The sequence below is a fragment of the Blautia caccae genome (assembly GCF_040095955.1).
GTDB classification, from domain to species: domain Bacteria; phylum Bacillota; class Clostridia; order Lachnospirales; family Lachnospiraceae; genus Blautia; species Blautia celeris.
Map to the genome: position 1 here is coordinate 310,043 of NZ_JBBMFP010000004.1, position 21,551 is coordinate 331,593.

The window sequence follows — 21,551 nt, forward strand, 5'->3', positions numbered from 1 at the left end:
GCATGCTCGATTTGTAACTATCCGGCCCTGCGCTTGTCTGCGCAGATTTCGGCCATACGCAAAGTATAACAGATAAGCTGTCTGCATGACAAGGCCGTTCTGTACATGGCCAAAAAGAGGCAGAATACCGCTTTTTTGGATATTCTGCCTCTTTTCCTCATTCTGTTCTATGAAATGTCTGTTTCTTGCTGTTCAGCCCTCTGTAGTCTGTGTGCATGCTCCGAACGCCTACTCTATTCCTGTCACTTCATAGCCTGCATCCGCAACCGCTTTTTTCAGTGCGTCCCTGGATACGCCTTCGCCTGCTTCCACATACGCGGCTTTGTCCTCCAGGCTTACCTCTGTCTTAGTCACACCCTCCACTGCGTTCAGGGCTTTTGTCACTGCTGCCTGGCAGTGCGGGCACATCATTCCTTCGATTTTCATGGTGATCATATTGGTTTCCTCCTTATTTTCCGGCAGTGTTCTGCCTTTATTTGCTGTGTTGACGGTTTCTGTCTGTTCTTTTTTGACGGGTTTCTTCAGTACATGGAAGAAGCGGAGCCGCAGGGCATTGGTCACAACGAAAAAGCTGCTGAGACTCATAGCCGCCGCGCCGAACATGGGACTTAGCTTTAACCCAAACATGGGATAGAGAAGTCCTGCCGCCAGCGGGATTCCGCAGGCGTTATAGAAAAATGCCCAGAACAGATTCTGTTTAATATTGCGAATCACCGCTTTACTAAGGCCCACGGCGGTCACCACATCCAGAAGATCACTCTTCATCAGCACAATATCTGCGCTCTCAATGGCTACGTCCGTACCTGCGCCGATGGCGATTCCCACATCAGCTCTGGCAAGCGCGGGGGCATCGTTGATTCCGTCGCCTACCATGGCCACTGTCCTTCCGCCCTCCTGAAGCCTTGCCACTTCCCGTTCCTTGTCCTGAGGCAGTACCTCGGCAATGACGGTATCTATATCCAGCTGCCGTTTGATGGCCTCTGCAGTCCTTTTATTGTCCCCTGTGAGCATGATGACCTCTATGCCCAGCTTCTTCATCTCCCGGATGGCCTGGGCGCTTGTCTCCTTCACCACATCGGCGGCGGCGATGATGCCCAGGATCTCCTTTTCGTCAAAGAACAGAAGCGGTGTCTTGCCCTCCTCTGCCAGGCGTTCCATGTCACGCGCCTGCGTCTCTGTGGCAAGTCCCTTTTCCCCGGCGAACTTTTCATTACCTGCAAAGTACAGTTTTCCGCCTATCTCTGCCTGCACGCCCCGGCCTGATATGGCAAGGAAATTCTCCGCTCTGGCAGCTTTTATCCCTTGTGCTCCGGCTCTTTCAAGGATCGCCTCTGCCAGGGGATGTTCACTTTTTTCTTCCAGGGCAGCCGCCACTTGAAGGAGCTCCTCTTCTGTCCGTTTATTTGGAAGGATATCGGTCACCTGGGGTTTGCCCTGGGTGATGGTGCCTGTTTTATCCAGCACCACGCTCTTTATATTGTGGGTGATCTCCAGTGCCTCCCCGGATTTGATAAGGATTCCGTTTTCCGCGCCTTTTCCCGTTCCCACCATGATGGCAACCGGTGTCGCCAGTCCCAGTGCGCAGGGACAGGAGATGACCAGCACGGCAATGGCGCAGGAGAGCGCAAATTCAAAGGTGGCCCCCGCAATGATCCAGGCAGCCGCTGTGATCAGCGCGATTCCCATGACCACCGGCACAAAAATACCTGCTATCTTATCCGCGATCTTGGCAATGGGTGCTTTACTGGAACTGGCCTCCTCCACCAGGCGGATGATCTGGGAAAAGGTGGTGTCATCCCCTACCTTTGTTCCCCGGAAACGGATAAATCCCGCCTTGTTCATGGTCGCTGCGATCACGGTATCTCCCACGTTCTTCTCCACGGGAATGCTCTCCCCTGTGATGGCGGCCTCATCCACGCTGGTGCTGCCCTCGATTATAATGCCGTCAGCGGGAATGCTGCTGCCCGGTTTTACGATAAAGATATCGCCGGCCACAGCCTCCTCAGCCGGAATCTCTATCTGACGGCCGTCACGTTCCACAACAGCCGTTTTTGGTGCCATATCCATCAGTTTCCGGATCGCCTCGCTGGTCTTTCCTTTGGAACGGGCCTCCAGGTATTTTCCCACATTGATAAATGCCAGGATCATCACGGCAGACTCAAAATAAAGGTCATGCCTGTACTGGTTCACCAAAGCGGTATCCTGCACGCCCAGGCCGTAGCCTATGCGGTATATGGCAAAGATGCCGTAAACCAAAGACGCGGTTGAGCCGATGGCGATCAGGGTATCCATATTGGGCGCCCCGTGCATTAAGGTGGAAAAGCCCTTTGTGTAATAAGCCCGGTTCACATATGCCACCGGAAGACATAAAAGGAACTGGGTCATGGCAAATCCCACCGCATTCTCAGGCCCGCTTAAGAATCCCGGCAGCGGCAGCCCTGCCATATGCCCCATGGAGACATACATAAGCGGGATCAGGAACAGGAAGGAAAGAATCATCCGGTTCTTCATCTCATGCATATGTTTTTCCACCGGTGACTCTCCCGGCTCAGCGGCATCTGCCCGGGATGTCTTTGTTTCGGAGACGTTTTGGGTCTTTTCTGCTGCCTTGTGATCTCCTGCGGCAGCGGCGCCGTAACCCGCGTGTTCCACCGCATTTTCTATATCCTGCACAGACAGGGCGGACTCATCGAAATCCACCTGCATGCTGTTTGTCAGCAGGTTTACGCTGACATCCTTCGTGCCGGGCAGCTTTCTGACACATTTCTCTACCCGGGACGAGCAGGCGGAACAGGTCATGCCTGTCACGTCAAATTTCTGTTTCATAATATTTCGCTCCCTTCCGCGTGCTCCCGTTACACTGCTGTACGGATTCCGACACGGCAGACCATGGCCTGCACGGAAACCACAGCGGTATATGGGTTATTTTAATATTTTACCCAGCATAGTCACCAGTTCATCCACCTTTTCTTCTCTTTCCTCATCAGTGTCTGCATTTCGAATACAGTTTTTCAGATGGGCTGTGAGGATCTCCTTGTTCGCTTTGTTCAGAATGGCTTCTGTTGCCATGAGCTGCTGGGAAATATCAATACAGTACCTGTCTTCCTCCACCATCTTCAGAATCCCGTCTATCTGCCCCCGGGCTGTTTTCAGAAGACGGCTGATCTTCGCTTTATCTGCCTGCATTTGCACAGCTCCTTTCCCTATGTGGAATTCCATTTTACCACTACACCCCTGGGGGGTGTTATCTCTTTCAAAAATACAATAACAAAAAACGGAGCAAAAGTCAACACTTTTACTCCATTTTCTTTCCTACGGCAGTATTTTATTTTAATGTTACTGTTCCCACGCTGCTGCCTCGTCACCATTTATTTCTTACTTTTTCCGCAAATCCCAGCATGTGATGGATTTTCAGCTCTGTACCGTCATCCAGAACTGCTGTACCGTCGAAATGGCCGAACACCTGATGCTGGTCACTTAAGATAATTCCTGCCGAGGTATATGCCCTGCGGTCCAGGACCGGCGTGAAGGTCAGATCCAGCCTGTCATCTGAGGAGGTAAAGTACCAGGGTTTCAGATACTGCTCCCTGCCCTCCTTCTCCCCCGGAATATGGAACCTGACCTGTTCTAGCTTATGGGCGTGACCGTCATAGAACAGCATGTTTTCAGACGCTGCGGAGGTATCACCAAAACCATACCCCAGATTAAAGCCGAACACTTTACCGTCGATCCATCCATGCATGGCACTCCAGTACCAGGTGTTGCTGTAGGTCCAGACACCGCGTCCCCAGTCCAGAAGTCCGAAACTGTCCTCCGGGTTCAGGTAATGGCGGCGGCCTTTGTATTCCACTACGCCTCTGGCCCGCATGCCGATGATCTTCTGGTTGTAGTAGAACGCCTTCTCCTTCTCAAAAGGAGTGGCGATCACCATGCTGTCCTCCGGCTCCTTATCCAGGATGATTTTCATTCTGATCGGCTCATGGTCCTCAAAGTTCTTCATCCAGGCCCTCAAAACACGTCTGCCTTTCTCGACACGGAAGGAGAAATAACACTTTTTGTCGTGATATTTTGTCTCCCCGTATCCCGAATCCGGCGGCAGATTGGTCTTTCCCATAGGGAAAACCGTCATAGGGCTCACGGTCCGTTCTGTCCGGGCATCAAAGTCCAGAAAAGAAATGCTCATAAGCCCCATATAACTGTTGTCATCCACAGTCAGAGCCACCCCGAAATGAGAATTATGGATCAGATAGTAATCCCATTCCTTAATTCGGAAAGGATTGGCCTGAATCTTATCCCTGTCGTATTTTTTTACCAGTGACAGGGCATATCCGGCCTGCGCCAGATTTCCGTATTCGTCCAGCAGATTCCCGGGTTCCAGTTTTTTCTGCATACAAAATCCCCCTTTCACACAGTCCTTTTATCCCAGTGCTACATCCAGAATCATCATGACTACAAATCCAACGGCAAATCCGATGGTCGCAATATTGGAATGATCTCCCTCACTGGCCTCAGGGATTAGCTCCTCCACCACCACGTATACCATGGCACCTGCTGCAAAAGACAGCAGATACGGAAGAACCGGTGTGATATAGGAAGCCAGAAGTATTGTCAAAAGCGCTCCGATAGGCTCCACGATTCCGGAGAGGGTTCCCATGGTAAAGGCCCGTGCTCTGGTATTTCCCTCACTTTTCAGCGGAAGGGATATGATGGCTCCCTCCGGGAAATTCTGGATGGCTATACCGATGGAGAGGGCAAAAGCTCCCATCATACTGATGTCTGAATTCTGCGCCAGCATACCGGCAAACACCACGCCCACTGCCATACCTTCCGGTATATTATGAAGGGTGACTGCCAGGACCAGCATGGTATTCTTCTTCAGACTGCATTTTTTTCCCTCCGGCTCGCTGCATCCCAGATGCAGATGGGGAATCAGGCGGTCCATGGCAAGCAGAAACAAAATTCCGAGTCCAAAGCCTACAGCCGCCGGTATGAAAGCCAGTTTTCCCATATGCTCCGACATATCCATGGAGGGAATGAGCAGCGACCACACGGAAGCGGCTATCATAACACCTGACGCAAATCCCAGAAGCATTTTCTGCACCAGGGGTTTGATCTCATTTTTCAGGAAGAACACACAGGCAGCTCCCAGTGTAGTTCCGGCAAAGGGAATTAAGATTCCCAGAAATGTATTCATATTTTATCACCTGCTTTTCTTTTATTCGTAGATTTGCCGATGTCTGTTTACGCAGCTCTGTTCTGCGGTTTATAGGATACCGGCAAATGTTAAAATTATTGTAGCATAATCCAGACTAATTTGCACTAATTTTGTTAAGTTTTCTGTTAGCTTCCATTCCTTTCCTAACGGTTCACACGCCGCTGTCCCGTCAGGTGTTTTCAGGACAAAAGCATAGAAACACCCGGGCAGCCGTACAGGGGAATATTCTTTACAGAAAAAGACCCTGTAAAGAAACAGCTGTGCGGCCGTTCTCTTTTACAGGGTCTGCGTCTGTAACCTTTGAAATCTGTAACCTTTAGCTTATAAAGCCAGTGATTTCCCCAGTTTTCTGCAGGCTTCTTTTTCATCATCACCGGGTTCCTCGCTGCAGATCACGCTGTCGCAGACAAGCTCTGCGCCGTCCTTTCTGCATTTTTCCTCCCAGGTGCGCATCCATTCTCCATCACCCCAGCCGTAAGAGCCAAACAAAGCGATTTTCCTGCCTTTCAGCTTTGGTTCACAGTCCGTAAATAAAGGTTCAAATTCTGTATCCTCAAGCTCCTCATCTCCCATGGACGGGCATCCGAAGGCCACTGCGTCAAATTCATCCATTTTCTCTGCGCTGAATGTTTCAGGAGTGAAAGAAAAGGCCTCCGCCCCTGCTTCTTTTGCACCTTCTGTCACCGCCTCAGCCATCATCTCGGTATTTCCGGTTCCGCTCCAGTATACAACTGCTATTTTACTCATGATAATATCCTCCATATCGCATCATCTTGGGCAGAAGCTTTTTATGCCGCCACTGCCAGTTTCCAGACAGGTTTTCCCTGCTGCCACAGCCTGAGATAGATTTCCCTGCATTTCCGGAATCTCTCAAACAGCTTCATGGTCTCACACTCGTTGCAGTACACTTTCCAGCAGCCTGCACATTTGCTGTTTTTCCCGGCGTTTTCAATAAATCCTTTCACATCGCCTAAGGGATATCCCAAAAACAGGCCTATCTCGTGAGGGAAGTTCCCACCTTTCTCAAGCCGCATGTGCAGCCGTTCAATTGCCTGGTCAACGTCAGTATTCTCATATCCGTATGTTTGTAAAAATTCTGCCACACCGGGTTTTGTCAGATCTTCTTTCAGCTTCTGCCTTCTGTAGACGTAAATCAGCGCTGTCCCTTCCCGTTTTCTCACCACGGAAAGGGAGATTCCTTTCTCGGCAAACTGTTGTTTCAGGCTTTTAAGCTGGCCATCCAGCTCCTTCCAGGAAGCATAAGGCATATTAAAAAGATTTGCCGTCTTGATGGATGCCAGCGTCGGTGAACAATGTTCTACCAGATAACGTTCCAGCATATGGTTTTATTCCTTTCCTGCATATTCTTCTAAGACATTGTGCAGGGCCGCGGCACTGCTCGTGTGCACCCTGGCCACCGGAATCTGATTCTTCTTTGCCTCCTGAAGAGCGCTCACCACCATTTTATGGGAAACCGTGTTGGTGAACAGGATCATCAAATCCGGACAGCCCAGTTTTTTCTTCAGGGCGCCTTTTTCCTTGGCAAAAACCTTGGCCTTACAGCCATGGCACTTACAGATAGTTTCATACTGACAGACCATTCTCTCATTTCCGCCTACAATGACAATACTCATGGGCAAATTCTCCTTTTTTCAGTTAGTTGTATCTAACTCATAGTTTTTATTAGAGCGGATGCAACTGCGTACATCCGCTGATTGGGTTGTGTATGTTTATGTGGAGTGGTGTTTCTTTTAGTTAGCTACAGCTAACTTATGTCATATACTATACACAGTTTCATAGCGTGTGTCAAGAAGATTTGTGAAAAAGATTGCCGTCTTGTATCCGCCACTGCCCGCCTGTGCATAACCGCCTAAATTTCAAATGTCTCCAGATCTTCCGGTACGAAAAGATTTCCGCTGTAGTATTCCCTGCCCTCCTCTGTATAGAGGCGTTTTCTGTCAGCCAGGTTTCTGTCCTCCGTGTGGTACAGGATGAGATTCGGCACCTCCAGTTCCCGGGCGGTTATGCAGGCGTCTTTTGCCGTGCTGTGGTGTTTTTCATAAGGTTTGAAAATATCCCTCTGTGCGTAGAGGCAAAACGCCTCATGCATGAGCCAGTCGCTGCCTTTTATAAATTCCTCATCTTTTTCGTTATAAGGTTCATCTCCGGCGCAGGTCAGTCTGATACCCTCTTTTGTTTTCAGAGTGAATCCGAATTGTTTTGCCTTGGTGGAAAAAATATCAAAAAATACAGTCTCGCATCCCAGAATCTCTGCCCGGCTTCCGTGTTCCACTGTGACAAAACGGATGCGTTCTCCCAGATGCCTGGTTACTTTCTTCTGTATGGTCATTTCCGTGATGGTGGTGAGAATCCGCTTCAAGTCCTCATGACAGTAGATCCGCAGTTCTCCCTCATACTTTCCCTGCTCTATGGCTGTGCCAATCATGCGTATCATCCACACAACTCCCAGAAGATGGTCCACGTGTTCATGGGTTACAAAAATATCATGTATATCTGTAACCGGAATCTCTGCCGCTTTCAGTCTTTCCAGAATTCCGTTACCGCCTCCTGCATCTACCAGAAAGTGCCGGTTTCCCTCAGTAAGGGCAAAACAGGTATTGTAGCATTTTGTCACCGTAGCATGACCGGTGCCCAGCATTGTAAGTTTCATATGTAACCTCCCTTTGTAAAAACAATGTATCCTTAAATATCATAGACAGTTTTCCGAAGAAAATCAATTTCTTTCTCTGCTTTTTTCTTTTATCCTCTCATTTCTGTCTCTTATGATGTCTCTCTTGACTCTTTGATTTCGATTCTCTATAGTAACAGTAAAAGTAGCTGTGAAGGGGGCTGTTTCATGAAAATCAAATTACCGGTTACACTTTACCAGCGTATTTTAAGCATATTGTCCTTCCTGCTTCTGGCCGGACAGATCTTATGTCTTATTCTGCGCTGGAATCATTTGCCTGATGAGATTCCCACCCATTTTGGATTGAGTGGACAGGCGGATGCCTACGGTTCCAAAGGGTCTGTGATCCTTCTGCCGGTCATAAGTATTTTAATCTATCTGCTGATGATATTTGTGGAAAAATTTCCCGAACTCTGGAATGTGCCCGGTCATGTGACGCCTGAGAACATCGGATGGATCTATGGAAATGTAAAAAGTATGCTTGTCTCCGAAAAGTTCGGTGTCTGTTTTATCTTCTTCTATATAAATTACTGCACCGTATTCTGCCGCGATATAGGGGCGTGGTTCCTGCCTGTATCGATGCTCTATCTTGCAGGCACTATGATTTTCTTTCTCCGGAGAGCCGTACATTTTAAATAGCTTCTTCTTCCCTGCCAAAACGCGCATAAAAGAGGCACACAAACGCATCTTACTGCCTCTGTGTGCCTCTTATCACTTATCTCATAGCATCAACAGCCGCCCTCTCAATAGCCAGTCCTTTCTGATACCGTTTGATAAATTTATTAAATCCGGCCACATCTGCCGGGTCGGGAGCCATCTCGCTTCCCGTTTCTCCTGCAAATACTTTATTGGTCAGATACTCATCCAGAGTTTCATTCTCCTCTTTGTGGACCATATAGGAAGCCAGCAGGGCAATTCCCCAGGCTCCGCCTTCTCCTGCAGTCTCCATAACAGACACCGGAACGTCAATGGCTCCTGCCATGATCTTCTGTCCCACGCCCTTTGTCTTGAACAGACCGCCGTGACCCAGAATCTTGTCCAGTTTCACGCCTTCATCTTTTAACAGAATATCAAGACCTGTCTTCAAAGCGCCAAGGGCTGTGAACAGGTGTACTCTCATAAAGTTAGCCAGATTGAATCTGCTCTCCGGCATACGGGCAAAGAGGGGACGTCCCTCCTCAAATCCGGTGATGTGCTCCCCTGAGAAATAGTTGTAAGCCAGCAGGCCGCCGCAGTCATCATCTCCCTCAAGAGCTTTGTTATACAGGGTTTTGAACAGCTTATCCATGTCCACTTCCACCCCGAATGCCTCTGCGAATTCCTTGAACAGGGATACCCAGGCATTCAGATCAGAGGTGCAGTTGTTGCAGTGCACCATTGCCACGTGATTGCCGGTGGGTGTTGTCACCATATCAATCTCCTTGTATACCCTGGAAAGCTCCTTTTCCAAAACGACCATGGCAAATACAGATGTTCCGGCAGAAACATTACCTGTACGTTTTGCGATGCTGTTCGTTGCAGTCATACCGGTACCGGCATCTCCCTCCGGAGGACAAACCGGAATACCTGCCTGCAGATTTCCGCTCACATCCAGAAGTTTTGCGCCCTCCTCTGTTAAAGCACCGGCATCCTGGCCTGCACTTAATACTTTCGGAAGGATTTCTCTCAGTTTCCAGGGATATTTTTTATCAGCGACAAGGGCGTCAAACTGCTCTATCATGCGGGCATTAAAATCTCCTGTGTTCATGTCAATAGGGAACATACCGGAGGCCTCGCCTACGCCCAGCACCTTCTGTCCAGTCAGTTTCCAGTGGATGTATCCGGCCAGTGTTGTCTGGAATTTGATTTTTGCCACATGCTCCTCCTGGTTCAGGACAGCCTGGTACAGATGGGCAATACTCCACCTCTGGGGAATATTAAAATTAAATACTTCTGTCAGCTTATCCGAAGCTTCCTCCGTCATGGTGTTTCTCCATGTACGGAACGGTACCAGCAGTTCATCCTTCTCGTCAAATACCATATAGCCGTGCATCATGGCACTGAAACCCACAGCGCCCAGTTTTGTGATGACAGCGCCGTATTTTTCCTTTACATCCTCCGCCATTTTGGCATAGCTGTCCTGCAGTCCTTTCCAGATGTCCTCCAGGGTGTAGGTCCAGATATTATTTTCCAGACGGTTTTCCCAGTCATGGCTTCCGGATGCGATGGGGGCGTTGTCTTCGCCGATCAGCACTGCCTTGATGCGGGTAGAACCAAATTCAATCCCCAGAACCGCGTTGCCGCTTTCAATTACACTTTTTGCCTTTTCCAAATCAAAACCCATGAAATCTTACCTCCGATATATTTTTATTTCTGTCCGTAGTAGGCATTTGCACCGTGTTTTCTGTAATAATGCTTGTCCTGCAGTTCCTGGGGAGCCGGCTGTACCTGCGGGTTGATGGTCTCGCAGCGGGCTGCCATCTTGGCAACTTCCTCCAGAACGACTGCATTGTGGACTGCTTCGTGTCCGTCTTTGCCCCAGGTAAAGGGTCCATGGTTCTTGCACAGGACTGCAGGAACCGCTTCATAGTCCCTGTCCTGGAAATATTCCGCAATGAGAAGGCCCGTGTTCTTCTCATACGCCCCGTCAATCTCCTCTTTTGTCAGGCATCTGACGCAGGGAATCTCCCCATACATATAGTCTGCATGGGTGGTGCCGTAGCAGGGAATGCCTCTTCCCGCCTGTGCCCAGCTTGTAGCCCAGGAAGAATGTGTATGTACGATTCCGCCGATGTTTGGAAATGCCTTGTACAGCTCAACATGTGTGGGTGTATCGGAGGATGGATTATATTTCCCCTCAATTTTGTTACCGTTTAAATCCATGATCACCATGTCTTCCGGTGTCAGTTTATCATAATCCACACCGCTTGGTTTGATGGCAAAATAACCGGTACTGCGGTCAATCTGGCTTACATTTCCCCAGGTAAAGGTTACCAGTCCGTATTTTGGCAGCAGCATATTTGCCTCGTATACCGCTTTTTTCAGTTCTTCCAACATAATTTATCTCCTCGCTTCCGCTTTTATTTTTTTCAGTCTCTTCATCACATCGTTGCCGCCCCGCCCGAAATAGTCGTGCAGGATCTTAAATTCATGATACAGCTTTTCATAAGCTGCCGCATGTTCCTGGTCCGGCCTGTAGGTTCTCTCCTCCACGCGTCCCATGGCTTTGGCTGCTTCAAAGATGGTATCATAACCGCCCTTCTCCCTTCCTGCCGCCACGGCGCCGAACATGGCTGAGCCAAGGGCCGGAGACTGGTCAGAGGCACCGATGAAAATCTCCCGGTTAGTCACATCCGCATAAATCTGCATCATCATGGCATTTTTCTTGGAAATGCCTCCGCAGGCGTAAAGTTCCTCCACCGGTACACCTGCCTGCTCAAAATTATCAATAATGGTGCGCATGCCGTAGGCTGTGGCCTCGATCAATGCCCTGTAGATTTCCTCCGGTTTTGTGGTCAGTGTCAGGCCCAGGATCATGCCTGTCAGGTCCGCGTCCACCAGAACGGAGCGGTTGCCGTTCCACCAGTCCAGGGCAATCAGGCCGCTCTCTCCGACCTTCAGCCGGGATGCCTTCTCAGTGAGCAGCTCGTGGATATTCATGTCCCTTTGTTCTGCTTCCCTGACATATCCCGCGGGCACACAGTTTTTCACAAACCACTCAAAATGGTCCCCCACACAGGGCTGTCCAGCCTCATATCCATAGAGGCCCGGGAGAACGCCGTCCTCCACAACGCCGCAGATTCCGGGAACCATTTTCTCCTCCCTGCTGCACATAATGCCGCAGGTGGAAGTGCCCATGATCATCAGAAGCTTATTCGGCTCTGTGATTCCCACAGCCGGCAGAGACACATGGGCATCCACATTGGCTGTCCCCACTGCCATGCCCTCTTTGAGACCCAGGCGCTCTGCCATCTCTCTTGTCAGCTCACCCGCTTTTGCCCCCTGGGGATAGACCTCTGCCCCTAGCTTCTCCTGGGCCACATGCTCCAGGCGCGCATCCAGTGCTTTGAAAAATGCGGGGGAAGGATACCCCTCCTTTTTATTCCAGAAAGCCTTGTACCCGGCTGCGCATCCGCTGCGCTTTTCCTGCCCGGTCAGCCTTAAGACCACCCAGTCCGCAGCCTCCACGAACCGGTCTGCCTCTTCATAGACCTCCGGTGCCTCTTTCAGGATTTCCATGAGCTTTGGGATCATCCATTCTGAGGAAACCTTTCCGCCGTATCGTGAGAGGAATGTCTCGCCCCGTTCCTTCGCAATACGGGTGCAGATATTGGCCTCCTCCTGCGCCGCGTGGTGTTTCCACAGTTTCAGCCATGCGTGGGGAACATGCTCCCACTCCTTCTGTATACAGAGAGGGGTGCCCTCCTTGTCCACCGGCATGACAGTACAAGCGGTAAAGTCTATGGACAGACCTATGATATCCTCAGGTTTCACCCTGCTTTCCCTAAGAACAGCAGGTATGGTCATATCCAGCACCTCTAGATAATCCAGGGGATGCTGAAGAGCCCAGTCCGGGGGCAGTCTGGTTCCGTCCGGCAGGTATTCCTCCATCACTTTATGGGTGTAAGCTTTGGTGCTCTGTGCAATTACGGTTCCGTCAGATACATCCACCAGCACTGCCCTGCCGGACTGTGTGCCGTAATCCACACCGATTGCGTATTTTCTGTTCATCCGCCTTATCTCCTATTCATTCTCCGTATTCCTGTCTTTGGTAGAGCCCCGCACGATCAGCTCAGGCTGGATCAGACGGGGAATCCGGCTTTTTTCCTCCGGCACCTTACGGATTTTCTCAAGAAGCAGCTCCGCTGCCATCTCGCCCAGCTTTTCCTGGGGATGCGCAATGGTTGTCAACCCTACGGTCCCCTCCGCGATGACGGAGTTGTCATACCCTGTCACAGAAATATCTTCCGGCACCCGTTTCCCGTTCTTCTGCAGGGAACGGATGACCTCCAGCGCGATCTGGTCGTTATAGCATACAACTGCGTCCATCTCCACCTGCTGCTTCAGAAGGATCTCTATCATCTGCGCCGGCTTCATTTTCCGGTCCTCTGTGTGAAACCACACCACCATATCGGGATCATAGGACAGCCCGGCCTCCTGGAGTGCTTTTACATACCCCTTGTGCCGTTCTTTTCCCTGAAAATCGTCTGCCTTGAAGATACCCAGTATCCTACTGTGCCCCAGATCCAGCAGATGTTTCGTGACAAGATAACCGCCCCTGCAGTCATCCATGAGGATATGGGGCCTGTCCATCATCTGGGGGTATACCCCCTGGATAAATACATAGGGGATCTCATACTGGTCCAGCATTGCATACAAGTTCATGTGTCTGCAGAAAATCTGGCTCTTGCTGGGTTCAATGATCAGTCCCTCAATATCCTTGGTCAGAATATCCTCCAGGACACGCTCTTCCTTGGTCCGGCTGTTGGCTGTGTTCTTCAGGATGATGCTGTATCCGTTGGCTGTCATCACCTTGTCCATGCCCTGTATCAGGCGGGGAAAAATATAGTCGGATATGTAGGTTGTAACAACCGCGATATTCCTTGAATTCTTCATATGCCCCATGCGCTGGGAGCAGAAGGTTCCGCGGCCGTGTTCCGCCTCGATATAGCCTTCGTTTATGAGAATCGACAGGGCCTTGCGCACCGTATGGCGGCTGATCTGATAGCGGGCAGACAGTTCATTTTCCGAGGGCAGCTTCTCCCCCGGCTTGATTTCTCCGCTCAGTATGGACTGCTTTAATTCCTCCATGAGCACATAATATTTTGTCTTTCCGTTTTCGTTTGTCATATGCCCCTCCTTATGGTTTTCATTGTACAACTTGTATGGTTCTCTTCACAAGTTGTTTCCGTATAAAAATACCTTTTGCTGCACATGCGCGAAGTATGCTGCTTGGCACAGAGTGAACCGGAGCCGGTGCCGAAACTAAAAAGAGCCCGGTAAACCGGACTCAAATTTCAAACCACAACTGCCCGGGGCAGCGGATTTCTGTCAAAAATGTTCAAACATATGCTCCCTGATCTCACTGATGATCTGGTCCATCTCCTCCATCTCATCTCTTACCAATTGGATACCGCACTCCCTGCAGATGTCCTGAATGGCGGCAAACACCCATGGGTTTCTGGCTTTGATGCGCAGCATCCTGCCCTTGTTCTGCAGATAATCCACAAAGAAATCAAGAACAACATCAATCTCGGATTCCTCCGGATTCACCATCTTCATATCCAGAACCATCCCGGATGCATGGTCCAGGGTAACAAACAGAAGAGGGCTGATGGGGCGCTCATATTCTTCCATCTCTATGCCTGCATGGACGTAGGCAAAGTCAACCGATATCTCTGTCCCAACCTTGGGCCTTTTTTTCAGGCGCCTTCTCAGTACCTCGTCCTGAAGCTGAACCACCGGATATTCCCTCTCCACCATGGGAATGGACTCTGCAAACATATTCCACATCCCGGTTTTCTCATTGTAGGCCCGAAAGAGTATCTCCCCCTTATCCCAGTCTACAAAGATTTTTTCCTCTATCACGGCCCGCACAGCCATGAATAGATTCTGAAAGGTTCCCGTAAGCACCTCCACCTCCCTGGCATCCGGCGTACAGGGCACGAACCGGGGCACACAGGATTGGAAGAAAGGCCATTCCCCGCGTCCCCGAAACCGGAATCCCAGTTCTTTGATCATCTTTTTCTGGTCCGGGGGAACCTCTTCCCGGTCTCCGAAATAACAGGTAAGAGAATGCTGTTCCAGCATTGCATAATCGGGAGGAAGACCGGTCTCTTCCGTGGAAGCGATCATATCAAAATCCCTGAGCCCCTCCAGCCCTTCGTAGACACTGATTCCGTAACAGTTTCCGCCGCATCCCATAATACTTGCGAAAACAGGCTCCTCACTGTCCTTTAAAAATATAGCCACAAGCTGGGTATCCCAGAAATATTTCCACGGCTCCAGGGCCTTCAGATTACAGGTTACCTCATACAATTTCTCCCACTGCTTTGGCGATGCCTCTTCTCTCATACACGATCCTCCTCTTATCCTCCCGGCCCTTCTGTCTTACTTACTGGAACTCAGTCGTGGGATGGTATATACTGGCGTATCCTGCCGCAGAATTCCCCGAAGTTCTGGGTCTGCAGAATCACCTTGCCCGGTCCGGTCAGCTTTGTGAGGAACAGTCCTTCACCGCCCAGAAAAATGTTCATGCCGCCTTTTACCATCTCGATCTCATACTGCACACTGCCCTCAAAGGCCACCACATTTCCGGTATCCACCTTGATCACTTCTCCCGGAAGAAGTTCTTTCTCCACTTTATTACCGTCCACTTCCAAAAATACCATGCCGTTCCCCTGCATCTCCTGAAGGATAAATCCCTCACCGCCAAAGAATCCGGAAGATACCTTCTTTGTAAATGCCACTTTTGTCTCCACTGCGCTTTCCGCACAGAGAAAAGATCCTTTCTGGCAGTAAAATCCTCTGTATTCCCTTAAGTCCACCGGGACGATCTCTCCGGGTACGGTTGAAGAAAACGCAACCATGGCACCGTCCATCTCCGCCTGGTAACTTGTCATGAAAAAGGATTCCCCGGAAAACATACGGCCCAGGCCGCGCATAAAACCGCCTCTGGCATTGGTGCTCATGCTGATGCCGTCACTCATCCAGCACATACCTCCGGTCTGTGTATAGATACTCTCTCCTCTGTTCAGCAGCACTTCCACTGCCGGCATAACACTGCCCTCCAGCTTATATCTCATAATACATACGCCTCCTTTTCTTTCCTTACTCTCTCAGCCAGTTTCGGCTGTATCTCCGGATAAGTCAGAGCCTCCGGCAGACTGTCGAAAAAGCCGATCTGTTCAATCTCGCTTTCGATTTTCCCGAAAGAAGTGATCTCAGCATAGAACAGCATTCCGTAAGTCTCCTCCCCCGTATCATTGACCCGGTTTCGGCCTGTGACAGAATAGACAGACACCGGCTTCAAGGTAAATGTCTCTGCACCTGTCTCCTCCTTAAGCTCCCTTGCCGCAGTCTCTTCTATGGTCTCTCCCGGCTCCCTGTGACCGCCCGGAATCTCATAAGTCCGGCGTTCCCTGTGTTTGACCAGGACCATTTTCTCTCCTGCTACGGCGTAGATCACCGCGAATTTTAAAAGCCGGTCCTCGGCCTCACTGTAAAACTTTACCTCCAGCACAAAAGCTTCCCCCCTTCAGCGCCCTGGCTTTTAAACCGCACCGCTTTGCCGCCTCAGATTTGATACAGAAATACATAATCATCCATATAAAATCTATTGCCGATATCATTTTTCTCTTCCCGCAGAAGCTGAAATCCCATATGCCTGTAGACAGCTGCTGCCGGATTCTTTTTATTTACATTCAGAAAAATTTTTCCATATCCCGCCTCAACTGCCTTTTCCTTTACAAAATCAAACATCCGGCCCGCATATCCTCTGCCTCTTGCACTGCTTTTCAGATAGAATTTGCTCAGATAAAGCATTCCGTCCCTGGGATAAAAGGCCAGAAATCCCACATCCCCGGATGCGTCCTTTACCATATAATATGTGTATCCGTTTTCAAGCTGTCCTTTTATGGCGGGAACCGTCTGGAATAAATGTATCATATAATCATTTTGTTCTGCCCCGATCATGGGGTCGAACACTTCCTTTACCACAGAGGACGCCAGTTGTGACAATTCCTCCACCCGCCTGCCATCCTGTAAGGTTATCTGTTCAAACAGGAGTTCTTTCTTTCCTGTATATCGCATAAGATATTCCGTTTCCCCGGTTTCCGCATCGGTGTCTGACTCCCGGAGGAGAAAACCGTATTTTTTATAAAAACGGACCGCATTTTCATTCTTTTCATACACTCTGAGCGACAGCTCCTCATGGCGCCTGCATGCTTCCTTTAAAAGCGCTGTGCCGATTCCCTGTCCCTGCTTCTCTATCCGGACAAAAAGACCCGCAAGGAAGTCCTCCTGCATGCCGATAAAACCCGCAATCTGCTCCTCAACCTCACACACAAGGATTTCCGCCTTCAAAAGCTCCCGGCTCACATACTCATAATTTTCTTCCCAATAGGAAGAAGGGATAAAGCTGTGCGCCCGGCAGTTGGCCTGCAGCCAGATTTCCATTAACGCCTGTATGTCTTTGGGGGTAAACTCCCTGATCACGAATGCCATATCCTTCCACTGCTCCTTTTCCCTTTGCAGGGTGTACCCCGCCTTACTTTATCCGCCTATCGGTCCGCCCGGAAATTTCTGCCCACATAGCGGAAAACTTTTCTTCTGTATTCCCTGTATTCCCTGCCAAACACCTTTTCCAGATATTTTTCTTCCTGCCGGATCTGCAGATGCAGGGTAAAAATAGCAAAGCAGGTAAATGCCAGCAGCGGAATATTGAAAAACATAAGTAAAATGCCGATATACGTCAGATCAAATCCGCAGAACGCAGGATTTCTGCTGACAGAATAGATTCCCTCTGACACCATTTTTGTTCTGCCGTGCTCCGGAATGCCTGCACGCCAGCTGTCGCGCATGGTATATACGGAAAGTGCAAATACCATAACACCTGCTGTGGCAATAATCAGACCCGCGATCCGCACATTTTCAGATGCCTGATTAATTCCCCAAAAGATAGATACCAATTCATAAACAGGTACGCCGATGGTTGCTATTTTCATGATGAACTCTATGTATAGAAGCTCCTCTGCTTTGTCCCCCTTAGCAATCTGGTTCGTCCTGATCCCTTTCTTTTTCTGACCCAGCATTTTGCCGAAATAGATGCCATAAAATACAAGCATGATAACAATGCTGCCTGACTGAAACTTGTCCATTTGTGGTATCTCCTCTGTTATGTTATTGTCCGAATCCACTTTCTGTCCTGTTACAAACATAGCTGAATTCTTTCAATACAGTATACCCTACATGCTCCGGGATTGCAATTGTTAGTTGCTGTCCGCGGCTGCCGGTCATTTCCGGGCTTTTATAACACACAGCCAACCGGCCGAAACAGCGTCCGGCCGGTCTCTTCTTATCGCTACAGCTCCATGAAATCTGAAAGCTCTATCTGACTGGCTGTATTTTTCTCTTCAAATGTGTGCAGCCATGCAAAAATCCTGTTTATGCTGCACTCCAGACCATTTTCCCTGCAGATCTGGTAAAAGACGGACATCAGCTTTTTCCCGCTGGGGCTGTCCACCTCATAGGCATTTCCGTAGTTTTCTATATATTTCCTGCGAAGTCCCGGAAAATGCTGCTCCAGCTTCTCATAAAAATACTGCCTGTCCCCATCCCGCAGGGTAACGCCCATGCCAAAATTCAGGACACCGTACACCTTTGCTCTGACCGCGTAATCCATAACACCCCTTATGTTTTCTTCTGTGTCATTGATAAAGGGCAGAATCGGGCAAAGCCAGACAACCGTGGGAATCCCCTCGTCCCGAAGGATATCCAGCACCTCTGCCCGCCGTTTTGTGGTGCACACATTGGGTTCCAGAATACGGCACAGCTCCTCATCTGCTGTGGTCAGCGTCATCTGCACCACGCATTTTGTCTTCTCATTGATCTTCTTCAGCAGATCCAAATCCCGCAGCACCAGATCGGATTTCGTCTGCAGCACTGCGCCGAATCCGTAGTGTTCAATCAATTCCAGGCATTTTCTGGTCAGGCAGAGTTCCTTTTCCAGCGGCAGATAGGGGTCGGTCATGGCACCTGTGCCGATCATACATTTCTTCCGTCTGCTTCTCAGGGCTGCTTCCAAAAGCTGCGGAGCATTTATTTTCACCTCTATATCCTCAAACGGATGCTTCATTCCATAGCATGTGCTCCTGGAATCGCAGTAAATACAGCCATGGCTGCAGCCGCGGTACAGATTCATGCCGTTCTGGGCAGACAAAATGGATTTTGCATTTACCTTATGCATATCTCCTCCTATGACGCGGCGAACCGGTAACCGGCCTGTTTCAGACACTCTACGGCCTTTTGGAAATTTTCCTCTTTTGTGAGGATATAGTCCGTATTATAAGTGGAGACTGCAAAGATACCTATATGATTCTCCGCCAGAACAGCGGAAATTGCGGACAGGATGCCTATGAGGGAAAAATCAAGAACCCCCTGGATCCGAAACGCCCTCCAGCCGTCATCGCGTTCCAGTGCGTCTTTTGGCACATGTTTCGCAGCACATACAAGTGAAAGCTCTTCGTCTGTCCTGCCGATAAAACAAAAGCCGTCTTTCAGCAGATCCGGCGAAAATTCCTTTATTTTACAGACGGAAAAATCCTGGTCAATGATTTTAAGCTCCATTTCTATTGTCCTCCTGCTTTTAAGCTGCGCTCCAATAATTCCGGTCCGGTTTGAAAAGCACCGGTGACTTCTCTGTACAGACTTTTATAAAATGCCTCTGCCGCGGCTTTTCGCTCCCCGGCAATTTCACGGCCTCTTTTCGTATAGAGTTTTTCATGGATATTACATAGTTTATGTCTGTATTCATGAAAAAAGGAATCAGCTGACTCCTCCTCCCCATCGGCGATGCGTCCGTCAGGCAGACGCGTGTATATGGGTTCGGATGCATGGCCGCCATACTGAAGCGTTCTGGCAACGCCCACCGCGCCGGTAACGTCTATTTTATCCGCGTCAAACAGGATTTTTGCCTCTGTGCTGTCCGGCTGATTCCCCTTTCCTTTTCTGAACCGATGTGCCAGTATGCAGTGTTCCACCTTCGCAGTATAATCTTTGTCAAAACCCTGTTCCGTCAGATATCTTACGGCCATTGCCGCCCCGGCCTTAGCATGACAGACTTTTTTATTTTCAAACTGCGCTTTCCTGCCAATATCGTGCAGGAGACAGGCACATATCAAAACATCGTAATCCACGTCTTTTTCATGATCCGCAATATCCAGCGCGGTATACAGGACCCGGTAAATATGCTCCATATCGTGGGCACTGTCCTGCATACAGGATTTCATATAAGCTTCAAGCTGTTCATATGTCTTTTTCGTCATCTCTGTTTCCATTCCTCCCTGAGCAGACCATATTCATAAGTATCTTTCCAGATTGGATTTCCCGCCTCATCACAGAAAAAGTATACATTCTGCTTCAATTCCCCTTCCCTGCGCATGCCAAGGCGCTCCATCAGCCGCCAGGATGCCGTATTTTCCGGGTCACACATGGCTGTCACCCGCCTGACATCCCATTCCCTGAAGGCCAGGTCAAGCAGTGCCCACGCACTCTCATACGCATATCCCTGTTTCCAGTACCTGCGGTTAAACACATACCCCAGCTCCCAGGTATTAAGGTCACCTTTGTCGAAATACAAATTTCCAATTAGCGTTCCATTCTTTTTGCAGACCGCCCAAAAGCTTTTATCCTCCGCTCTTCTGACTGCCTCGGCCCTGACCTCCTCCATACTCATGGGGTGATACGGCTCATAACGCACTACTTCCGCATCCGAAAGATATTCGTACAATGCTGGTTCATCCTCTGCCCGAAACGGCCTTATGATCAATCGTTCTGTCTCTATCTGCATCTGTTCTCCTTTTTTCATCCTGTGCTTAGAGCATATTTGAAAATTCATTCCGACAATCTGCGCGCCCCAGGCTTTACATTCCGAACATTTTCTTCTTTAACTCAATGCCTGCCAGTTCTGCCAGCCGGATGATCCCCTCCTCCGCCAGCGTCACGGTGGACTCCACATGGATAAAATCCGTCACACTGTAATCAAATAATATATTTCCCTGGGCCGGAAACTCCTCATCCCCGTCCCAGAACAGATACTGCATGGGGATACAGGAAAACGCATGGACGATATATCCTGCATCGCCCTGCCGTACAGGCTGTCCGCCCATCTTTTCGGCTGCACGCCTGAGCTTTTCTGTTTTCCCTTCAAAGGTCATGGCAAAAGGTTTCAGTATGTTGCTCTCAAAAGCCGGCGCAAAGGGTCCCGCGTTTCTCACGTCCCTGAAGGGCACCCAGCGCTCTTGGAGGCTGACATTCTCTTTGGAATACCAGAACAGATTGTAAATATTCATTTTCGTTCCGTTGCGCAGAGGAATGTCATCCTCCATTGCTCTGATATATCCTTCTTTTCTGTGGATTCCGTACTTTTTTCCGAAATGGACAATGGTCAGATATTCTCCCTCAGCCTTTATTTCCGGCAGCTTTCTCATCAATATCTCCTGGTCCATCTGCAGAAATTTTTCTCTCCAGTCTTCGCAGAGCTTATCATAATTGGACTGCTGTGTCTTCTGCATATTATTTCTCCTTTCTGTCCTGTTTCTCCGGGGCAGACGGCAATCTGCCGGTTTCCTTTTTCTCATTATAACGGATTCTGTGGATGATTACAATCAAATCCCGGTGCGCCTTTACCTCGCCCTAAATACCGGAAAAAGACTGCCGGCAGCCTCACCTTTTGAAAGCGCAGCACGCTAAAAAGCGCATACCCCCTATTCTTTGGGAGGTACACGCCCTTTTTCAGTTAAAACATTTTACAAGATCACATCATCGGATCAAGCTCCAGAGCCGGATGTCCCTTCTCTGTTAAGAATGTAATTAATTCTTCCGGATCTGTTGCGATGGTCTCATCACCAACCATGTCTGTGAAGTTGTCGATACCGTATAATTCTTTTG

Annotated in this window: 24 protein-coding genes; 1 reads left to right on the top strand and 23 read right to left on the bottom strand. The window is 49.5% G+C overall.

From position 1 onward, the window contains the following. Window positions 1-228: 228 nt before the first annotated feature. The 8 genes from WMO65_RS06535 to WMO65_RS06570 all read right to left on the bottom strand — a co-directional run bounded on the left by WMO65_RS06535 (window position 229) and on the right by WMO65_RS06570 (window position 7,886). On the bottom strand, window positions 229-2,826 hold the full coding sequence (locus WMO65_RS06535) for a heavy metal translocating P-type ATPase (protein WP_148392173.1): 2,598 nt from the start codon (window positions 2,824-2,826) through the stop codon (window positions 229-231). Window positions 2,827-2,922: 96 nt separating this feature from the next. Continuing rightward, a complete protein-coding gene (locus WMO65_RS06540; protein ID WP_033142572.1) occupies window positions 2,923-3,186 on the bottom strand; it encodes a metal-sensing transcriptional repressor in 264 nt (87 codons plus the stop codon). 175 nt (window positions 3,187-3,361) lie between these two features. Further along, complete coding sequence (locus WMO65_RS06545; RefSeq protein WP_033142571.1) at window positions 3,362-4,390, bottom strand: DUF2804 domain-containing protein; 1,029 nt, start codon at window positions 4,388-4,390, stop codon at window positions 3,362-3,364. A 27-nt stretch (window positions 4,391-4,417) separates the two neighbouring features. Beyond that, complete coding sequence (locus WMO65_RS06550; RefSeq protein WP_033142570.1) at window positions 4,418-5,194, bottom strand: ZIP family metal transporter; 777 nt, start codon at window positions 5,192-5,194, stop codon at window positions 4,418-4,420. Window positions 5,195-5,536: 342 nt separating this feature from the next. Next, complete coding sequence (locus WMO65_RS06555; RefSeq protein WP_148392171.1) at window positions 5,537-5,962, bottom strand: flavodoxin; 426 nt, start codon at window positions 5,960-5,962, stop codon at window positions 5,537-5,539. Window positions 5,963-6,003: 41 nt separating this feature from the next. Further along, window positions 6,004-6,555: a DUF3793 family protein gene (locus WMO65_RS06560; RefSeq protein WP_148392170.1), complete on the bottom strand. Its 552-nt coding sequence runs from the start codon at window positions 6,553-6,555 to the stop codon at window positions 6,004-6,006. Window positions 6,556-6,561: 6 nt separating this feature from the next. After that, window positions 6,562-6,849 carry a DUF2325 domain-containing protein gene (locus WMO65_RS06565; protein ID WP_033142567.1) on the bottom strand — a complete coding sequence of 96 codons (288 nt, stop codon included), beginning with the start codon at window positions 6,847-6,849 and terminating at the stop codon, window positions 6,562-6,564. Between the two features lie 236 nt (window positions 6,850-7,085). Continuing rightward, complete coding sequence (locus WMO65_RS06570; RefSeq protein ID WP_033142566.1) at window positions 7,086-7,886, bottom strand: MBL fold metallo-hydrolase; 801 nt, start codon at window positions 7,884-7,886, stop codon at window positions 7,086-7,088. A 186-nt stretch (window positions 7,887-8,072) separates the two neighbouring features. On the opposite strand from WMO65_RS06570, the gene WMO65_RS06575 reads away from it, so the two are divergent. Then, on the top strand, window positions 8,073-8,543 hold the full coding sequence (locus WMO65_RS06575) for a DUF1648 domain-containing protein (RefSeq protein WP_148392168.1): 471 nt from the start codon (window positions 8,073-8,075) through the stop codon (window positions 8,541-8,543). Between the two features lie 76 nt (window positions 8,544-8,619). On the opposite strand, the gene WMO65_RS06580 is transcribed toward WMO65_RS06575, so the two are convergent. The 15 genes from WMO65_RS06580 to WMO65_RS06650 all read right to left on the bottom strand — a co-directional run. After that, window positions 8,620-10,227 (bottom strand): xylulokinase, encoded by a 1,608-nt coding sequence (locus WMO65_RS06580; protein ID WP_148392166.1) that lies wholly within the window; start codon window positions 10,225-10,227, stop codon window positions 8,620-8,622. A gap of 23 nt (window positions 10,228-10,250) precedes the next feature. Further along, a complete protein-coding gene (locus tag WMO65_RS06585; protein WP_033142563.1) occupies window positions 10,251-10,940 on the bottom strand; it encodes an L-ribulose-5-phosphate 4-epimerase in 690 nt (229 codons plus the stop codon). Window positions 10,941-10,943: 3 nt separating this feature from the next. Next, a complete protein-coding gene (locus WMO65_RS06590) occupies window positions 10,944-12,614 on the bottom strand; it encodes a ribulokinase (protein WP_148392164.1) in 1,671 nt (556 codons plus the stop codon). Window positions 12,615-12,626: 12 nt separating this feature from the next. After that, a complete protein-coding gene (locus WMO65_RS06595) occupies window positions 12,627-13,733 on the bottom strand; it encodes a GntR family transcriptional regulator (RefSeq protein WP_148392162.1) in 1,107 nt (368 codons plus the stop codon). Window positions 13,734-13,934: 201 nt separating this feature from the next. Further along, window positions 13,935-14,957, bottom strand: a complete 1,023-nt coding sequence (locus WMO65_RS06600; protein WP_148392160.1) for a DUF7309 domain-containing protein — start codon at window positions 14,955-14,957, stop codon at window positions 13,935-13,937. Between the two features lie 50 nt (window positions 14,958-15,007). Further along, complete coding sequence (locus tag WMO65_RS06605; RefSeq protein ID WP_033142559.1) at window positions 15,008-15,688, bottom strand: TIGR00266 family protein; 681 nt, start codon at window positions 15,686-15,688, stop codon at window positions 15,008-15,010. Beyond that, the gene (locus WMO65_RS06610) at window positions 15,685-16,125 is read right to left on the bottom strand and encodes an NUDIX hydrolase (protein WP_148392158.1); all 441 of its coding nucleotides are present in this window, start codon (window positions 16,123-16,125) and stop codon (window positions 15,685-15,687) included. Before WMO65_RS06610 ends, WMO65_RS06605 begins: the two co-directional genes overlap by 4 nt. Before the next feature lie 53 nt (window positions 16,126-16,178). Next, window positions 16,179-17,108: a GNAT family N-acetyltransferase gene (locus WMO65_RS06615; RefSeq protein ID WP_349063879.1), complete on the bottom strand. Its 930-nt coding sequence runs from the start codon at window positions 17,106-17,108 to the stop codon at window positions 16,179-16,181. Window positions 17,109-17,164: 56 nt separating this feature from the next. Then, window positions 17,165-17,761, bottom strand: a complete 597-nt coding sequence (locus WMO65_RS06620) for a methyltransferase family protein (protein WP_033142558.1) — start codon at window positions 17,759-17,761, stop codon at window positions 17,165-17,167. A 203-nt stretch (window positions 17,762-17,964) separates the two neighbouring features. Continuing rightward, window positions 17,965-18,849, bottom strand: coding sequence for an SPL family radical SAM protein (locus WMO65_RS06625; protein ID WP_148392155.1), 885 nt, complete (start codon window positions 18,847-18,849; stop codon window positions 17,965-17,967). A gap of 8 nt (window positions 18,850-18,857) precedes the next feature. Continuing rightward, the gene (locus WMO65_RS06630) at window positions 18,858-19,229 is read right to left on the bottom strand and encodes an ACT domain-containing protein (protein ID WP_033142556.1); all 372 of its coding nucleotides are present in this window, start codon (window positions 19,227-19,229) and stop codon (window positions 18,858-18,860) included. A 2-nt stretch (window positions 19,230-19,231) separates the two neighbouring features. Next, window positions 19,232-19,927: an HD domain-containing protein gene (locus tag WMO65_RS06635; RefSeq protein ID WP_103731293.1), complete on the bottom strand. Its 696-nt coding sequence runs from the start codon at window positions 19,925-19,927 to the stop codon at window positions 19,232-19,234. Further along, complete coding sequence (locus WMO65_RS06640; protein ID WP_148392153.1) at window positions 19,924-20,451, bottom strand: GNAT family N-acetyltransferase; 528 nt, start codon at window positions 20,449-20,451, stop codon at window positions 19,924-19,926. The genes WMO65_RS06635 and WMO65_RS06640 overlap by 4 nt, the downstream gene beginning before the upstream one ends. A 73-nt stretch (window positions 20,452-20,524) precedes the next feature. Next, window positions 20,525-21,175: a DUF3786 domain-containing protein gene (locus WMO65_RS06645; protein WP_033142554.1), complete on the bottom strand. Its 651-nt coding sequence runs from the start codon at window positions 21,173-21,175 to the stop codon at window positions 20,525-20,527. A 242-nt stretch (window positions 21,176-21,417) separates the two neighbouring features. Then, the coding region (locus WMO65_RS06650) for a hypothetical protein (protein ID WP_349063884.1) at window positions 21,418-21,551 on the bottom strand (134 nt) is incomplete at its 5' end.

What these genes read in the sequence shown, in the direction of transcription:
- WMO65_RS06535 (WP_148392173.1), bottom strand. Translation starts at nt 2,826, where the DNA reads ATGAAACAGAAATTTGACGTGACAGGCATGACCTGTTCCGCCTGCTCG.
- WMO65_RS06645 (WP_033142554.1), bottom strand. Translation starts at nt 21,175, where the DNA reads ATGCAGAAGACACAGCAGTCCAATTATGATAAGCTCTGCGAAGACTGG.
- WMO65_RS06635 (WP_103731293.1), bottom strand. Translation starts at nt 19,927, where the DNA reads ATGACGAAAAAGACATATGAACAGCTTGAAGCTTATATGAAATCCTGT.
- WMO65_RS06615 (WP_349063879.1), bottom strand. Translation starts at nt 17,108, where the DNA reads ATGGCATTCGTGATCAGGGAGTTTACCCCCAAAGACATACAGGCGTTA.
- WMO65_RS06555 (WP_148392171.1), bottom strand. Translation starts at nt 5,962, where the DNA reads ATGAGTAAAATAGCAGTTGTATACTGGAGCGGAACCGGAAATACCGAG.
- WMO65_RS06560 (WP_148392170.1), bottom strand. Translation starts at nt 6,555, where the DNA reads ATGCTGGAACGTTATCTGGTAGAACATTGTTCACCGACGCTGGCATCC.
- WMO65_RS06565 (WP_033142567.1), bottom strand. Translation starts at nt 6,849, where the DNA reads ATGAGTATTGTCATTGTAGGCGGAAATGAGAGAATGGTCTGTCAGTAT.
- WMO65_RS06630 (WP_033142556.1), bottom strand. Translation starts at nt 19,229, where the DNA reads ATGGAGCTTAAAATCATTGACCAGGATTTTTCCGTCTGTAAAATAAAG.
- WMO65_RS06605 (WP_033142559.1), bottom strand. Translation starts at nt 15,688, where the DNA reads ATGAGATATAAGCTGGAGGGCAGTGTTATGCCGGCAGTGGAAGTGCTG.
- WMO65_RS06540 (WP_033142572.1), bottom strand. Translation starts at nt 3,186, where the DNA reads ATGCAGGCAGATAAAGCGAAGATCAGCCGTCTTCTGAAAACAGCCCGG.
- WMO65_RS06625 (WP_148392155.1), bottom strand. Translation starts at nt 18,849, where the DNA reads ATGCATAAGGTAAATGCAAAATCCATTTTGTCTGCCCAGAACGGCATG.
- WMO65_RS06545 (WP_033142571.1), bottom strand. Translation starts at nt 4,390, where the DNA reads ATGCAGAAAAAACTGGAACCCGGGAATCTGCTGGACGAATACGGAAAT.
- WMO65_RS06595 (WP_148392162.1), bottom strand. Translation starts at nt 13,733, where the DNA reads ATGACAAACGAAAACGGAAAGACAAAATATTATGTGCTCATGGAGGAA.
- WMO65_RS06600 (WP_148392160.1), bottom strand. Translation starts at nt 14,957, where the DNA reads ATGAGAGAAGAGGCATCGCCAAAGCAGTGGGAGAAATTGTATGAGGTA.
- WMO65_RS06585 (WP_033142563.1), bottom strand. Translation starts at nt 10,940, where the DNA reads ATGTTGGAAGAACTGAAAAAAGCGGTATACGAGGCAAATATGCTGCTG.
- WMO65_RS06575 (WP_148392168.1), top strand. Translation starts at nt 8,073, where the DNA reads ATGAAAATCAAATTACCGGTTACACTTTACCAGCGTATTTTAAGCATA.
- WMO65_RS06580 (WP_148392166.1), bottom strand. Translation starts at nt 10,227, where the DNA reads ATGGGTTTTGATTTGGAAAAGGCAAAAAGTGTAATTGAAAGCGGCAAC.
- WMO65_RS06640 (WP_148392153.1), bottom strand. Translation starts at nt 20,451, where the DNA reads ATGCAGATAGAGACAGAACGATTGATCATAAGGCCGTTTCGGGCAGAG.
- WMO65_RS06570 (WP_033142566.1), bottom strand. Translation starts at nt 7,886, where the DNA reads ATGAAACTTACAATGCTGGGCACCGGTCATGCTACGGTGACAAAATGC.
- WMO65_RS06620 (WP_033142558.1), bottom strand. Translation starts at nt 17,761, where the DNA reads ATGGACAAGTTTCAGTCAGGCAGCATTGTTATCATGCTTGTATTTTAT.
- WMO65_RS06590 (WP_148392164.1), bottom strand. Translation starts at nt 12,614, where the DNA reads ATGAACAGAAAATACGCAATCGGTGTGGATTACGGCACACAGTCCGGC.
- WMO65_RS06550 (WP_033142570.1), bottom strand. Translation starts at nt 5,194, where the DNA reads ATGAATACATTTCTGGGAATCTTAATTCCCTTTGCCGGAACTACACTG.